Raw genomic sequence first — 14,969 nt, 5'->3', positions numbered from 1 at the left:
TTAAAGCCCCTTAACCACTTGCACGGTCGCTTTAGCGATCGCCAGCTCTTCGTTGGTGGGCACTCTTAAAATGGGGAGTTTGCGCGCTTGGCTTAAAAGCGCAATGCCCGGGCGTGGGTTGGCGTTCACTTTTTCATCTAAGAAAATCCCAAAGTTTTCCAGCCCACGACACACGGCTTGGCGCAATTTGGCACTGTTCTCTCCCACGCCGCCCGTGAAAATGATCGCATCTAAAGCCCCGAGCACAAAGGCGTAAGCCCCGACATATTTTTTAATCCGGTGGGCGTAGATGTCAAAGGCGAGTTTGGCTTTCTCATCTTTGTCTGCCATGCGCTTTTCAATGGAGCGCATGTCGTTGTCCCCACAAAGCCCCTTTAGACCGCTCTCGTGGTTGAGCATGTGCACCACACCGGCGGTGTCCTTGTGGGTGAGCTGCCCGATATAGCCAAGCAACGCCGGGTCTAAATCGCCAGAGCGCGTGCCCATCACTAGCCCCTCTAGGGGAGTGAGCCCCATCGAGGTTTCTACACTCTTGCCGTCTTTAATGGCGCACACACTCGCCCCATTGCCAAGGTGCAAGGATATAGCGTTGAAGTTACGATAAGGGATGTGTAAAAAGCGGGCGGCTTCCTGCGCCACGAAGTCGTGGGAGGTGCCGTGGAAGCCATAACGGCGGAGTTTATGAGTCTCATAAAGCCCATAGGGCAAAGCGTATATAAAGGCGTGGGGGGGGATGGTTTGGTGGTAGGCGGTGTCAAACACGGCGACCTGGGGGAGGTTTGGCACTTGCGCTTGCATGGCCTTGATCCCGGCTAAGTGGGCGGGGTTATGCAAAGGGGCCAAAGGGCATAAGTCTTCTAAATGCCCGATCACCTCCGGCGTGATTAAAGTGGGCTTGATGAATAAATCCCCCCCTGCACGACTCGATGCCCCACGCCATCGATGTGCTCTAAACTTTTTAAAACCCCCATCACTTGCAATTTTTCTTGCATTTTTAACAACCCATGGGCGTGATCGGTGATTTTTAGGGTTTCACTCTGCGAGGCTTTGGTACTGGTGCTGATGCTGATTTTGCCTTCAGGCTCGCCTATCTGCTCCACAAGGCCCTTAGCCAAAACCATGTGTTTGTCCATGTTGAATAACTGGAACTTAATGGACGAGCTGCCTAAATTTAAAACGAGCACACGCATTTACAGCCCCTGCGCCTGGATGGCGGTGATGAGGATCGTGTTGATGACATCCTCCACTAAACAGCCCCGGCTCAGGTCATTGACCGGCTTTTTAAGCCCTTGCAACACGGGGCCTATGGCTAGAGTGTTGGCACAGCGTTGCACGGCTTTATAGGCGATGTTGCCCGCGTCCAAATCAGGGAAGATGAAGACATTGGCGTGTCCGGCCACTGGGCTACCCGGCATTTTCTTAGACCCCGTGGCCATGTCCACGCTGGCATCAAATTGCAGAGGGCCATCTAGGGCAAGTGTGCCATCCATCTCTTTGGCGATCTGCACGGCTTTAGCCACTTGATCCACATCTGGACCCTTGCCTGAAGTGCCCGTGGAGTAAGAGAGTAGGGACACTTTAGGGTCAAAGCCAAAGGCTTTGGCGGTTTTTGCGGAGGCTAGGGCGATTTGGGCGAGCTCAGCACTGTTGGGGTTGGGGTTGATCGCACAATCGCCAAAGACATAGACCTTTGTTTCCAGACACATGAAAAACACACTGGAGACTAAATTATTGCCCGGGGCAAGTTTTATGATTTGTAAAGCGGGGCGCACGGTGTCGGCGGTGGTGTGGGTGGCCCCTGAGACCATCCCATCGGCATGCCCTAAGTGCACCAACATCGTGCCAAAGTAGGTCGGGGTTTTCACCAGCTTTTGCGCCTCTTCTAAGCTTAGTCCCTTGCTTTTACGCAATGCGTATAAAGTGTTGGCAAACTCGTCCAAATAGGCAGAAGTTTCGGGGTTTAAAATCAAGGTGTTTTGTAAATCTAGCCCCAAATCCTTCGCGTCCTTGTGCACCTTGTCCTTGTCGCCGAGCAAGACCAACTTTGCTGCTTGTAATTGCAAAATGGCATGCGCCGCTTTTAAAATCCGCACATCGCCGCTTTCGGGCAACACAATGGTTTTTAAACTGCTCTTGGCCCGCTCTAAAATTTGTTGCTGGAAGGCAAGTGGGCTTAAGCAAGTGGGCTTTGCACCCTCAAGGGTATCAAAAGCTTCTTTGGCCTGCTCTGGGGGGGTGCTTAAATCTAGGGTTGTGGCTGTGCTTGTCTTGTCTTTGGTGAGAAATAGGGGGCTTAAAATCCCGGCTTGTTGCCAATACAAGTTGGCAAAATTTATTTGTGCTCCTCCATTCTCTAACACCTGCACCACAACTAAATTTAAGTGTCTTGCCAAATCCTCTTCAAGATTCGAGTAGAGTTTTTGCGATTCTGTGAAGTGTTTTAGGCGATCCTTGAAGGGGCATGCCCCCATCAACACATAATCGTGGGCCGCACGCAAGGGGGCATAAAGATTTAAAATATGCGTAAAAAACGCCTCTTTGTTGGTGAACAACAGCTCACACACCCCATGTTTTAAATCCTTTGTGGGTGCAAACACGCACACACTTTTACCATAATGCTTACAAAGGGCTTGTAAAAACTCCAACGCCTCTTGCTCCAACTCGCTGGGGGCTAAAACCAAAATACCTTTTGCCATGCAACTCCTTTAGTAAAAGAGATATTATAACCCACACACATTAACAAGCTTAGTTGTGGGGAGAGTGTGGCCGTAAAAGTGTGATGAGCTGTAATGCCAAATCTTTAGGCGCACCCCTAGCGTCTAAGCTTAAGGTTGCCATTTTTGCATAAAGGGGGGCACGCTGTTGATAAAGGGCGTATAAGCTCTCTTTGTCTTTAAAGAGGGGGCGGGGGTTAGGGTCGTTAAGTAGCCTAGCGTGCAAACTTTCAAAGTCCAAAGACAGATAAACAATTGTGCCCTTGAGTGGAGTATAAAGGGGCAAGCCCCCCCCTGTGGCGATGACTAAGGGGCTAGGCACTTGCTCTAATTGAGCCACTAAATCCCCTTCTAAACCCCTAAAATGTCCCTCCCCCTTTTCTTGAAAAATGCGCTCAATGCTTAGGCCCGCCTCAGCGGCGATTTGTAAATCCGTGTCTAAGAAGTGGTAGCCCAACGCCTCAGCAAGCACAGCCCCCAAAGTGCTTTTCCCACAGCCCATAAACCCAATGAGCCAAATTTTATTTATTTTATTTAAAGAGAGTGGGGCCGGCATAGGGGGCATGGCTTGCCATTTCGATCTCTAGCAAGCGGTTGTATTTGGCGGTGCGTTCCCCCCTTGTGGGCGCGCCTGTTTTGATCTGTCCGGTGTTGAGCGCCACGCTAAAATCGGCGATGAAGCTGTCCTCACTCTCCCCACTTCTGTGGCTCATCACACACGCATAGCCCGCTCTTTGCGCCAAACGCACGGTTTGCATGGTTTGACTCAAACTACCGATTTGATTGGGCTTAATCAAAATGGCATTGGCTAGGTTTTTCTCTATGCCCTCTTTTAGCAACGACTCGTTGGTTACGAACAAATCATCGCCCACTAACTGCACTTTGTCGCCTAGTTTTTGGGTGATCTGGGCCCACCCGCTGTAATCCTCTTCGCCCAAAGCGTCTTCAATGGATACAATGGGGTATTTCTCCATCAATCCTGCGTAATAGTCAATCAGCTCGCCTGCCTCTAGCTCTTTGTTCTCCCCTGCCAGCACATAATGCCCCGCTATGTTGATGAGCTCGCTGCTGGCGATGTCTAAGGCTAGGGCGATCTGCTCCCTGGGCTTGTAGCCCGCTTTTTCAATGGCTTTTAAAATCCACTCTAGCGGCTCGGCGTTGTCCTTAAAATCGGGCGCAAACCCGCCCTCATCGCCCACGCTTGTGGGGTGCTTGGCATCAGCGAGCATCGTCTTTAGGGTGTGGTAAACCTCCACACTTGCCCTTAGCGCCTCTTTAAAGCTCTCAAAACCTAAGGGCATGATCATGTACTCTTGGAAGTCTAGGCGGTTGTTGGCGTGCACCCCGCCATTGATGATATTTAGCATGGGAGCGGGCAAGACATTGGCGTTGAGTCCGCCCAAATAGGCATAAAGGGGCAGGTTTAAAGAGCGCGCCGCCGCACGCGCTAGAGCCATAGACACGCCCAGCACGGCATTAGCCCCTAAGTGGCTGTAATTTGGGGTGTTGTCTAAACTTTGTAAGAGTTTATCTATTTTGCTTTGATTATAGGGGTCTTGCCCGATCAAGGCTTCTTGAATCGCCCCATTGACAAAGCCACACGCCTTTGTTACCCCCTTGCCTAAGAAACGCCCCGGCTCTTTATCGCGCAACTCTAGGGCTTCTTTTTTGCCCGTGCTTGCGCCGCTTGGCACAATCGCTGAGCCCAAAACCCCCCCACTTAAAGCCACTTGCGCCTTGAGCGTGGGGTTGCCCCGACTATCCAGCACCTCATAAGCCTTCACCGATTCGATTTTCATATTTTTCCTTGTCTTAAATCTTGCATTTGAAAATAAACATGTTAGCAGAATATGGGAAGTTTTGCGAGGCAAAACTTAAAGCGAGGCAAAACTTAAAGCGAAGCAAAACCCACAGCAAGGCTTCAATTTAGGCAAATCTAACGCCCTTGTTAAATATCTTTGACAGATAGAGCGGCGGTGCAAGGGCAAGGCTTAAGGGCACTAAATCACATGCGTGTTAAAGGGCATGGACGCTCTACGCCCAATAAATAGGCTTTTAAAGAGTTGCCCCTATACACTTGGGGATAGCCCCACTTTTGGGTATCCCCTTATATCCCCCCTTTCTCATACCCCCCATTTTTTAAGGTTAGGATTGTGGGGGAGAGATTGCCCCCATTTTTGGCTTTGGGGGGGCGGTTTTAGGGGGCGATCAACGCTGGGCAAAGACGAGCCCTATTTGTGGGGGCGTTGGGGGTTAGCGTTATAAGTCTTCGGCTCTTAAACCCGATTCAACTTCCCCTTCAGCATTTATTCTTGTATAACCCCTATCATAGGGTTTTGCAAACACTCTAAGACTTGTGTAATACGCAAAAGCGTCAAAACGCCATTGGTTTCGCCCTAAACTTTTTGCAAACCATGCATTGGGATAAGATAAGGCATCAACAATATCATCAATTTCAAGCTTTAACAAGGGTCGATAACGCTTAACATTGTATAAGCCGATACGCTCATTGATTGCCTCTGCTAAACTGAGGTTTTCCAATAGTCTTAAAAACACTCTGTGGTGTCGGCAGTGCAAAGCGACAAATTTTTTTGGATTTTAAGACACTCCATGAGTCTATCCATGAACTCTACGGCTTGCTGGGCTGCTAGCTTAAAATTGTCTAAATCATCTCTGCCTTCATAGGGTAGATTGTCGGTTGAAGGGCGTAAAAATTCAGCACATTTGCCACTGCCTAACCTAGCCCCTTGTTTGCGGTAATCATCTGCTCGTTTATAGTCCAAATTTGCCAAATGGTCGTAAGCATCTACATAGCCCAAATCAATGGCTTTTTGGAAAAGTTGCATGGCTTCTTGCTTGCCACGATAACCACTAACCTCTTTTAAAGCCTCGCCCCACAGAGCGTAAGCCTCCCCATCGCCTTTTTCGGCTTGAGATTTTAAAGACTGCATGGCTTGGGTGTAATAGGTTTTTGCCATTTCATCATCATCCTTATAATACAGAAACATCTCAGCTAACCCCACATACCCCCTCCCCTCCCCTAAGCCCACCGCTTTTTCAAAAAGCTCTTTGGCTTTTTCTTGGCAATTTGTGAGCGTTTTATCTTTAAAGACTTGGCAATGTTTGAAAATTGTTAAATAATCCTCGCTCTCTAGGTCATCTTTTAAAGGGTTTAAGGCATTTAGCACCTCTTGCCCGCTAATCACCTCCCCACTCCCATACTCTGTAACTTGTATGTCCCCATTCTCCATATACACCTTACCCAGCTCCACCATCGCTTGCACGGAGCCTAATTCTATGGCTTTTTCAAAACAACGCATGGCTGTGTTGTTATCTGGGTATAACACAATCCCCTCATACGCCATTTTACCCAGCTCTAGCCAAGCCCCAGCACTGCCCGTATCTTTGGCTTGCATGTAATCTTTAAAGGCTTGTAAGGTGTTCGCCCCATATTGCCATAGGGGCTTAACTTCAGGGGCTGTTGTGTTTGGGGAAGGACGCAACGCGTCCGCATTTGTGGCTTGTGTGGGGTTTTGGCTAGAGTTTGCCCCTTGTAATAAATCTGTGTGGCTCTCTTGCAAGGCAGTTAACAAGACTTCTAAATCCTCTAGGGATTTGGCGAGGTTGTTAGCTTGCTCTAAAGCTTGGGGGCTTGCTGTGGCGTTTATGAGAGCGTTTAAGTGGGTGGCTGTTTTCACCTTGCATTTTTTAAATTGTGCCAAAAAAGAAGTTTCTAATTCTGTGTCGTCCTCTGTGCTTTGATTGTAGGCATTTTCTAAAGCTTTGCTGAAACTGCCTAGAGTTTCTAAAAGCTGGGTGAATTTTGCGCTTAAACCCTCTAACTCTTCTTTGAAAGGGGTTAAATCACCCCCCCCCCCATATCCTCCAACACCGATAAAAACAATCTATGGGCGCGTTTCGTGGCTTTTAACTCTTGGCTTAGGTGATTGTATGCCTGTTGCATGCTTGTCCTTTTGTTTGGAATAAAAGGGGATTGTAGCATGGATAGGTGAATGGGGTTATCTTTTTTGCTCAGCTATACCCTCGTAACTCTTTTGAGGAATCTTGTGGGTTTAGAACAGCTCCTCGCTCTTTAAATTCCACACACGCCAGTTGTCAAAGTAAGTGCCCCGAAACTCGGCTTCAATGTCTAATAAAGTCCATTTTTGGCTGTCATGTGCACCCGTGAGGCACTCATAGACGAAACAATGGCAGTTGTGTTCATACTTTTCTGTGGGGATGCCCATTGTGGGGTAGTCTAGGGTTTTGCCCACAAGAGCCCGGGCACGCTCGGCGGCTTTGGCAAAGCCCACAGCCTCACTCCCCTTACAAGACACATAAATGCTCACCGCTTGCGTCCCACTGATGAACTCTTTAGGGCTAGAGAGCTTGACCTCGCCCGAGCCTAGCAGCTCTACAATCTGTTGGTCGCCCACATAAATTCCCGTGTGGGTGGTGGGACCCACAAGGCGGCAGTATAAAATGCTCCCTAGTTTAGGAGTAACCTTGTCCCTCAAAACATTGTCCACGAAAGATTCGGCAAGATTCAAGGCAGCGGGCAAACCAAAGATGAGCGGCAACATGGCAATCCTTCTTAGCTTAGCTTATCCTCTACAATGTCAATGATGGTGTTGGCGACTTTGCGTGCGGTTTTATCTAAAAACTCAATGGGAGTGGTGAAACCCACGCAAGAGCAGTTGATTTCGCCTAAAATGTATTTGTCCTTGCCCTCTTCATCGGTGTCTAGGATAAAATCCGCCGTCCAAATGAGGGGCAGGTCGTAATTGCCTAGCTTTGTTTGGATATGGGGCAGTTGCCTTAAGAAGTAATGCACCAAGTCGTCCCATTGCTCGGGTTTGTCGTAGCGGTATTTCGCCCCACTAAAGAGAGTGGCACTAAAGGCATCTGCCCCTTCAGCCGGCTTTTTATGCACCACATAAATGGGGTGCTTGTAGAGCATTAAAATGCGAATCTCGCCCTCTTTAATGCGGGGCAAAAAGGTCATGTCCACCAGCATGCCATTGTCCCCAACTAAGTATTTTTCACAAAAATCCATAAATTCGCCTAGGTGTCTATGCTCCACATGGTTATCCACCGCTTCAATGCACTTAATTTTAGCGTTTAAAGGCACTTCGCTAGTTCCCGCAGGCAAAGGTTCTTCCAATTGCACATGCCAAATGCCCTCGCCGGTGGAGCCGCGGTTTTGTTTCAACACCCGCTCACCTTTGGCTAGAGTTTTGGGGAAGGTCTTTTTCAAATCGTGCGTATCGTCCCAAGTTACCCCGATGCGTTTAGCTTCAGCAGGGTCGTAGTAGGCGTAGGTGTCATCGGGGACTAATTCTGTATCAGCGAGTTTCGTGAGCGCGTCCTTAGCTCCATAGCCGATCATGGCATCGGGGTGAGGCATGCCAATCACGCCATGATCACAGAGTTTGCGCAAGAGATCAAAATAGAGTTTTTCTTCCTTCAAGTTACCCGGATTGACGCGGGAGACATAGGCATCGGCGGCCTTTTGCACATATTCATAAATCCCTTTAGTTTTTTCACTATCTTTTAAAAGGGCATCGGTGAGTTGCACCACCTCAGCGTGCCAACCCATTTTTTTGAGGTAGTCCATCATGGGCATGGTGTCGCGTCTATGCCCGTCTCTACCCTTGTCCGTGCCACCCACAGCCTCAAAAAACACTACATGTTTTTTCATCAGATCCTCCAAAAGATTTATTGCGGCTAGTCCGCTAATGGTATTGTAGCAGATAGATTCAACAAAAAGGGATTTTGCTTAAAATTAGGTTGGTAGACTATAATAAACGCTATTGCCAATTTTTAAGGAAGTGTTATGCTGATCCAATCCATGGGTGCCATCATCGGCTCTACCCCTATTTTTAAATTCACGCATAAAGACCATCCCTTGCCTAAAAACTCTTGCATTTACGCCAAGTTAGAGCATTTAAACCCGGGTGGGAGTGTCAAAGACCGCCTAGCTAAGTATCTCATCAGCGAAGGTTTCAAGACGGGTGCCATCACAGAGAAAACGACCATCATTGAGCCCACAGCGGGCAATACAGGGATCGCCTTAGCCCTTGTGGCATTAGAGCATCGGCTTAAGACCATCTTTGTCGTGCCTGAAAAATTCAGTTTAGAAAAACAGCAACTGATGAAAGCTTTGGGGGCAGCTGTCATCAACACCCCCAGCGAGCAGGGCATTAAAGGGGCGATCGCCAAAGCTAAAGAGTTAGCCGCAAGCATCGAACACAGCTACTTGCCCCTACAATTTGAAAACCCCGCCAACCCCAAAGCCTACACCCACAGCCTAGCTCCTGAGATTTTTAACGAGTTGGGCACAAAGATCACGAGCTTTGTGGCCGGAGTTGGCAGTGGGGGGACTTTTGCGGGCGTGGCTATGTATCTTAAAGAGAAAATCCCTAGTGTCCGCTTAGTGGGCGTAGAGCCCGAAGGCTCTATTTTAAACGGGGGTCAAGAACACCCCCACGAGATCGAGGGCATCGGCGTGGAGTTTATCCCCCCATTTTTTGAGGGTTTAAGCATCGATGGCTTTGAGACCATCAGCGACAAAGAGGGCTTTGCCTGCACCAGAGAGTTAGCCAAAAAACACGGGCTTTTAGTAGGCAGCTCTAGTGGGGCAGCCTTTGTAGCGGCTTTAAGGGAGGCACAACGATTGCCTGAAAATAGCCACATTTTAACGATTTTCCCGGACATGGCAGATCGCTACCTGTCTAAGGGGATTTACAACGCTTAAAGGAGAACTATGCGCTTACAAACAAAATTGATCCACGGGGGGGTCAGCGAGGACGCTCTAACGGGGGCGGTGAGTGTGCCTATTTACCAAACTTCCACCTACCGCCAAGAAAAAATCGGGCAACACAAGGGCTATGAGTACTCGCGCTCGGGCAACCCCACGCGCCACGCCTTAGAAGAGTTGATCGCTGAAATTGAGGGGGGGTGAAGGGCTTTGCCTTTGCTTCGGGGCTAGCGGGCATCCACGCTGTTTTTGCACTCTTTAAAGCGGGGGATCACATCTTGCTAGGCGATGATGTTTATGGGGGAACTTTCCGGCTCTTTAACCAAGTCTTGGCTAAAAGTGGACTTGCTTACACTTTAATAGACACAAGCGATCCTAGCCAAATTAAAAAGGCGATCACACCTGCCACCAAAGCCCTTTACTTAGAAACCCCAAGCAACCCGCTTTTAAAGATCACAGACATCGCAAAATGTGCCCACCTCGCCAAAGAACACGGCTTAACCACGATTGTAGACAACACCTTTGCAACCCCCTATTTGCAAAACCCCTTAAGTTTAGGGGCGGACATTGTGGTGCACAGCGCGACGAAGTATTTAGGCGGGCACAGCGATGTTGTGGCAGGTTTGGTTGCCACAAACAGCCCAAAATTAGCCCAAGAAATCGGCTTTTTCCAAAACGCAATTGGGGGGGTGTTGGGTCCACAAGATAGTTGGCTGGTCCAAAGGGGCATCAAGACTTTAGCGGTGCGTATGCAAGCGCATGAGAAAAATGCCCTAAGTGTGGCTAAGTTTTTACAAGAGCACCCTAAAGTTGCAAAAGTCTATTACCCCGGGCTAGAAAGCCACGCAAACCACGCCCTAGCCAAAGCGCAAATGCGCGGGTTTGGCGGGATGCTCTCTTTCACACTCAAAGACGAGAGCCTGGCCATCCCTTTTATAGAACGACTCAAATTGTTTATTTTGGGCGAGAGTTTGGGCGGGGTGGAAAGCCTAGTGAGTGTGCCCGCCCTCATGACACATGCGTGTATCCCTAAAGAGCAGCGCCTCAAGGCAGGGGTTGCCGATGGGCTGGTGCGCCTGTCTGTGGGGATTGAAGATGCCGATGACTTAATAGAAGATTTAGATCAAGCGTTAAAAGGGTAATCATGAAAATGAATGTTGAGAGCTTTAATTTGGACCATAGAAAAGTCAAAGCCCCTTATGTGCGGGTGGCGGGGCGCAAAGTGGGCACAAAAGGCGATGTCATCGTAAAATACGATGTCCGTCTTAAACAGCCCAACAAAGCGCATATGCAGATGCCCAGTTTGCACTCTTTGGAGCATTTAGTGGCGGAGTTGATCAGAAACCATGCGGATTATGTTTTAGACTTCTCGCCGATGGGTTGCCAAACGGGGTTTTATCTCATGGTGCTAAACCACGACAACTATGATGAGATTTTGGACTTGTTGGAAAAAACCATGCACGATGTCCTGCAGGCTAAAGAAGTCCCTGCTTGCAACGAAGTGCAATGCGGCTGGGCGGCGAGCCACTCTTTAGAGGGGGCACAAACTTTAGCTAGGGAGTTTTTGGATAAAAGGGGGGAGTGGAGCGAGGTGGGTGTATAACGGCGCGTAGGGCATTGCATGGTGGCTGGCACATTAGCCTAAAACGATGCAAAAACAGGTTTAGAGAGCAGACCCCTTAAATTGCGCCTTTGAAGAGTCAAGCAAAGCCCTAAAAGCACATAGAGTCAAAATACTTCTTATAAACACACAAAAGGGTAACGCTCTAAGATAATGGTTGTGTCCAAAAAGCAGCCCATCGCTAGGAGGTGATAAGACTCTGTGTGCTGGTGCGTTGCTCCAAGGCAAAGAGAAACTCTAAAGCGAGGGAACCCACAAGGGCTACACTCCAAGCCTAAATACCCTAAACATGTGCGCTTTGGGATAGAAAAGACCACTCTTTTTAGAATCCCTGCGACAACATTGGAGGGGGTACGGGGTATGTGCCTAATTTCTTAAAAGTTTGAATAACACTAAATCACTCAAGGCCCGCTTGCCCATGACAATCTCTATCGCTTCACAATCTCTATCGCTTCCATAGCTTTCTCATAGTCAAAATTGCCTTCAAAAACACTTTTAGGCAAACACTCCCAAATGGCTAAAAACCCCACTTCTTGACTGGTAAAAAGCGGGCAAGTGCTAAACCTTTCATCATCTGTGTGCTCTAAGCCATAAACCACACAATCTAAACCCATAGCTTGTGTGACTTGGGGCATATAGTATTCACATAAAGGCTCTTTGCCCCGTAATAAGCTGATTGCATCCACTTCGTCCGCCCCTTTGACTAACTCAATGCCCTTAGAAGTCTTGCGCCAATACTTTTTAAGCATTCCATCTGTGGTGGGCTCGGGGCTTAGGATTTGTCCTTGTGTCTGCCCCCTACCCCCATTAAAAGCCACTTCTTGCAAAATGGGGTTAAACGCATTTTCAAAAAGATTGACATGAGCCCACGCATAAAGGTGCGCCTTGTCTGTAGGCACAACCCAAAAGCTGTCCTTTAAAGACAGGGCTAGCGTTGTATTTAAATAAGCTAGGGGATTTTGTAAATCTGCTACAAGTCCCCCCTCCAAAGCATCTAAAATTTCTTCAACATAACAACGATTTTTAGGGATTTTGCGCTCTATGAGCCATTTTAAAATATGTTTTTCATCTATGCCATTAAGGCGGATATAGTGAGGCAATAGAGTCTCACTTAGCACTTTAAAGTGTAGGTTCTTCCCATCGTTAAAAACTTCAAATTCTAAAACATTGCGGTCTTTGTTTTTGAGGGTGTAGTGCATGGGTGCTTGCCTCTACTTCAAGGGAGCGTAGCATACAAATGCACGCTAATGCCCTTATTACCAACTTTTTAGTCTTCCCACCATTCTTTGTCATACCACTGAGGCCATTCTTTCAGTGAATCACAACCAGAAAAGATGCCCTCCATCCAATCTATATGCGCTGCATCCCAACTCTCTAAAGGTTGGTTAAAACTGCTACAGCCCCAAAACATCTGAATCATTTCCTCTGCTTTAGAAACATTCCATTTGTCTAAAGGTTGGTTAAAGTTCTTGCATGCATAAAACATCAAGCCCATTTTTGTAACACTTGATACATCCCAACTCTCTAGGGGTTGATTGAAGTTTTTACAGCCAAAGAACATCTCCCGCATGCTTGTAACTTTTGACACATCCCAACTTGAGATATTGTGGTTGAAGTGGATTGCCATACAGAACATGCCTGCCATGTTTTTTACACGGGATACATCCCAGGTTTCTAAGCCCTCAAAGTTTTGGCGTTGGCTATTAACAAGTCATCTAAGAGTTTTTCATACTGCTCGGGTGTATACCCATTAAGGTTGTACGATAGTCGTTTAAGTATAGAAATGCAACCGTAGGCAAAGAGCTTTGGGGTTAGTTTTTTGATTCCTATGTAAAGCTCAAAGCATTTTAGGGTGTGTGTCGATCAGTTTCAATGTTTCCAACACTCCGATCTTGATAGGGTTCTGTGCCTTCAACATCTTGACAACCAAATTGGTGATTCAAATCGCAAGCTTTTTGGAAAAAGTGTTGCGCCATTTTTTTGTCCTGCCCAACTCCGGTGCCATAAATCCCATTTTTGTACATCATCGCTAAGTTGTAATAACCCCTAGCATCCCCTAGCTTTGCTGCCTCTTGAAAGTTTTGTAGAGCCTTTAAGTGGTTGTTGTTCTTGCGCGCTTCTAAACCAGCCTTAAGATACTGATCTACTTTTTTTCATTTGCATAAGCCCAATTCAGGCACAACAACATTGCTAGCACCACTTGACTTGCTTTTTTCGATAACCCTTGCATTGCCTCTCCTTGAAAAAAAGAAATACAAATTGTATTGTAGCTGAAGAAAGAATCAAGAAGGTAAATTGTTAGACAATAAAACCCCAAAAGACCACGCACATGTAAACTTTGGCGTGAATTTGTCAAAATCGACGTTTCAAGACCTTACAAACCTAATCTAGTCCGCCCCTTTCTCTTTGTACCTGACCACACCTTATTCTTTGCACTATATTACCCTCTAAAGTCGCCCGAGATTCAGACCAAATCTCGTCTCGAACTTTAAACTTAAACCCCGTAAAAACCTCTAAATCTTGCCCTAAACTTCAAGCTATTTTTTGAAAATCCCAGCGACCAGTGAAAAAATCCTAAAATCGTCTTACATTGTATTAGGACACATTGTTTAGAAGCTGACCACATAATTAATGAACGCCGCTACATTGCGTCTAAAAACAATGGCGTCTTTCTCGTCGACTTTGAGAAATCGCCCCACTGCATAAGTCCCCTTGTTGGTGTAGTAGGGATCATTGATAATGGGGATACGCACCCCCATTTCAATGCCTTGATGTTTGTTAACATTAAATCTAAAACCCAAATTAACGATGACTTGCACGAAGTTGGGTGAAAAGGAGGATGTGAGACCGGGGTAGTATTTGTTGTTGATATTTGCTTGCTTGTCAAAAAATTGATTCAGTGTTACACATCCACTAGGTTCCCCGTGTTGATAGATACCAGCCCAACGACAATTTCTATCCTTGCCCATCGACCAAGAACTTCCTCCAACCATCGCGCCCACAAAGATCCCAAACGAACTCTCATCATTGTCATAGAAGTTGTAGAGCATATCTATCCCCCCTCCATAAAAGAAATTACGGACATTTAAATCATCCACAACAAAACGGGGATCGGCATTACGGCTACTGATAGAATTGGCATGCCCTCCTTGCCCACTAAAGAACCCATAAAAGCGCAATCCAAAACGCTTTGCTTGCCCAAAAAACATTTTGAACCCCGCTTGGACATTTCCCCCATAGAGATTGCCTCGATAGAGATTAGTGGTGTTGGTTGTGATGCTAGGCATCCCCGGGATCGTGTATGACATTGATGAGAATTGCCCAAAACTCCCAGAAGCATACGAATACTGAAATCCACCTCCGATGAACACGCCGCTTTTCTCTGCGTCTAGTGGGGCACAAAAAGCCCCAATCCCTAGAACAAGAGTTCTAAGTGAAAATAGGATATTGGGTTTTTGTTTAGATACCATCATAAAATCCTCCGATCCACCTTGCAAAACTCTTGCCAATCTAAAGGCAAAAACTAGGTGCAAAAATAAATTAAAGTATGGAGGATAATACCAAAATAAGATTATATCCTGTCTTAAAATCTATCTTGTTTAAAATCTATTTTATAACCTTACTTGTCTGTGTTTTATCTGTAAAAGTCAATCCAACTGTGACACACCATTTATAAGTTTTGTTAAGTCTTTCTGTGGCGTTTTTAACCCCTTAATTAAAGCTAGTAGAGTGTGATGGAGTGCAAGATCAACAAGAGTATGGAGTGTAAATAATAAAGAAAACGCACGCCACCCTACGTAAACTACGTGGCGGTCTGCCCTATGGGGCTTATCTTAACACAAACCAAACCTACCCACAAACGCCTCCCTAGTGT

At 47.1% G+C, this 14,969-nt stretch carries 12 protein-coding genes and 3 pseudogenes; 3 read left to right on the top strand and 12 right to left on the bottom strand.

Translation table 11 applies throughout. The features are described from left to right. From QUE23_RS00865 to QUE23_RS00830, 8 genes and pseudogenes are all read right to left on the bottom strand, one after another. Positions 1–1,190, bottom strand: a pseudogene (locus QUE23_RS00865) (acetate kinase). Next, positions 1,191–2,696, bottom strand: coding sequence for a phosphate acetyltransferase (pta, locus tag QUE23_RS00860; RefSeq protein WP_286348835.1), 1,506 nt, complete (start codon positions 2,694–2,696; stop codon positions 1,191–1,193). A gap of 49 nt (positions 2,697–2,745) precedes the next feature. Further along, positions 2,746–3,270 (bottom strand): shikimate kinase, encoded by a 525-nt coding sequence (locus tag QUE23_RS00855; RefSeq protein WP_434801989.1) that lies wholly within the window; start codon positions 3,268–3,270, stop codon positions 2,746–2,748. Continuing rightward, complete coding sequence (gene eno, locus QUE23_RS00850; RefSeq protein WP_286348833.1) at positions 3,245–4,513, bottom strand: phosphopyruvate hydratase; 1,269 nt, start codon at positions 4,511–4,513, stop codon at positions 3,245–3,247. The genes QUE23_RS00855 and eno overlap by 26 nt, the downstream gene beginning before the upstream one ends. A 460-nt stretch (positions 4,514–4,973) precedes the next feature. Beyond that, entirely contained in the window at positions 4,974–5,255 is a 282-nt protein-coding gene (locus QUE23_RS00845) for a hypothetical protein (protein ID WP_286348832.1), read from the bottom strand. Positions 5,256–5,260: 5 nt separating this feature from the next. Continuing rightward, entirely contained in the window at positions 5,261–6,412 is a 1,152-nt protein-coding gene (locus QUE23_RS00840) for a tetratricopeptide repeat protein (protein WP_286348831.1), read from the bottom strand. 375 nt (positions 6,413–6,787) lie between these two features. Beyond that, on the bottom strand, positions 6,788–7,297 hold the full coding sequence (locus QUE23_RS00835) for a hypothetical protein (RefSeq protein WP_286348830.1): 510 nt from the start codon (positions 7,295–7,297) through the stop codon (positions 6,788–6,790). An 11-nt stretch (positions 7,298–7,308) separates the two neighbouring features. Further along, complete coding sequence (locus tag QUE23_RS00830) at positions 7,309–8,415, bottom strand: Cj0069 family protein (RefSeq protein ID WP_286348829.1); 1,107 nt, start codon at positions 8,413–8,415, stop codon at positions 7,309–7,311. Between the two features lie 135 nt (positions 8,416–8,550). Here QUE23_RS00830 and QUE23_RS00825 point away from each other — a divergent pair, with 135 nt between their 5' ends. The 3 genes and pseudogenes from QUE23_RS00825 (at position 8,551) to QUE23_RS00815 (ending at position 11,077) form a co-directional block, all read left to right on the top strand. Beyond that, complete coding sequence (locus QUE23_RS00825) at positions 8,551–9,471, top strand: PLP-dependent cysteine synthase family protein (RefSeq protein WP_286348828.1); 921 nt, start codon at positions 8,551–8,553, stop codon at positions 9,469–9,471. A gap of 9 nt (positions 9,472–9,480) precedes the next feature. Continuing rightward, a pseudogene (locus QUE23_RS00820) lies at positions 9,481–10,616 on the top strand (cystathionine gamma-synthase). Between the two features lie 2 nt (positions 10,617–10,618). Beyond that, entirely contained in the window at positions 10,619–11,077 is a 459-nt protein-coding gene (locus QUE23_RS00815; RefSeq protein WP_286348827.1) for an S-ribosylhomocysteine lyase, read from the top strand. A 446-nt stretch (positions 11,078–11,523) separates the two neighbouring features. On the opposite strand, the gene QUE23_RS00810 is transcribed toward QUE23_RS00815, so the two are convergent. The 4 genes and pseudogenes from QUE23_RS00810 to QUE23_RS00800 all read right to left on the bottom strand — a co-directional run bounded on the left by QUE23_RS00810 (position 11,524) and on the right by QUE23_RS00800 (position 14,568). Continuing rightward, on the bottom strand, positions 11,524–12,294 hold the full coding sequence (locus QUE23_RS00810) for a hypothetical protein (protein WP_286348826.1): 771 nt from the start codon (positions 12,292–12,294) through the stop codon (positions 11,524–11,526). Positions 12,295–12,362: 68 nt separating this feature from the next. Next, on the bottom strand, positions 12,363–12,740 hold the full coding sequence (locus tag QUE23_RS00805) for a BspA family leucine-rich repeat surface protein (RefSeq protein WP_286348825.1): 378 nt from the start codon (positions 12,738–12,740) through the stop codon (positions 12,363–12,365). A gap of 202 nt (positions 12,741–12,942) precedes the next feature. Further along, positions 12,943–13,131: pseudogene (locus tag QUE23_RS09905) on the bottom strand (SEL1-like repeat protein); the annotation flags it as partial. Positions 13,132–13,704: 573 nt separating this feature from the next. Then, on the bottom strand, positions 13,705–14,568 hold the full coding sequence (locus QUE23_RS00800; protein ID WP_286348824.1) for an outer membrane protein: 864 nt from the start codon (positions 14,566–14,568) through the stop codon (positions 13,705–13,707). Positions 14,569–14,969: the final 401 nt, after the last annotated feature.

Source organism: Helicobacter felistomachi, from assembly GCF_030296895.1.
Lineage (GTDB): Bacteria > Campylobacterota > Campylobacteria > Campylobacterales > Helicobacteraceae > Helicobacter > Helicobacter felistomachi.
This window is presented reverse-complemented; position numbering and strand designations above follow the sequence as displayed.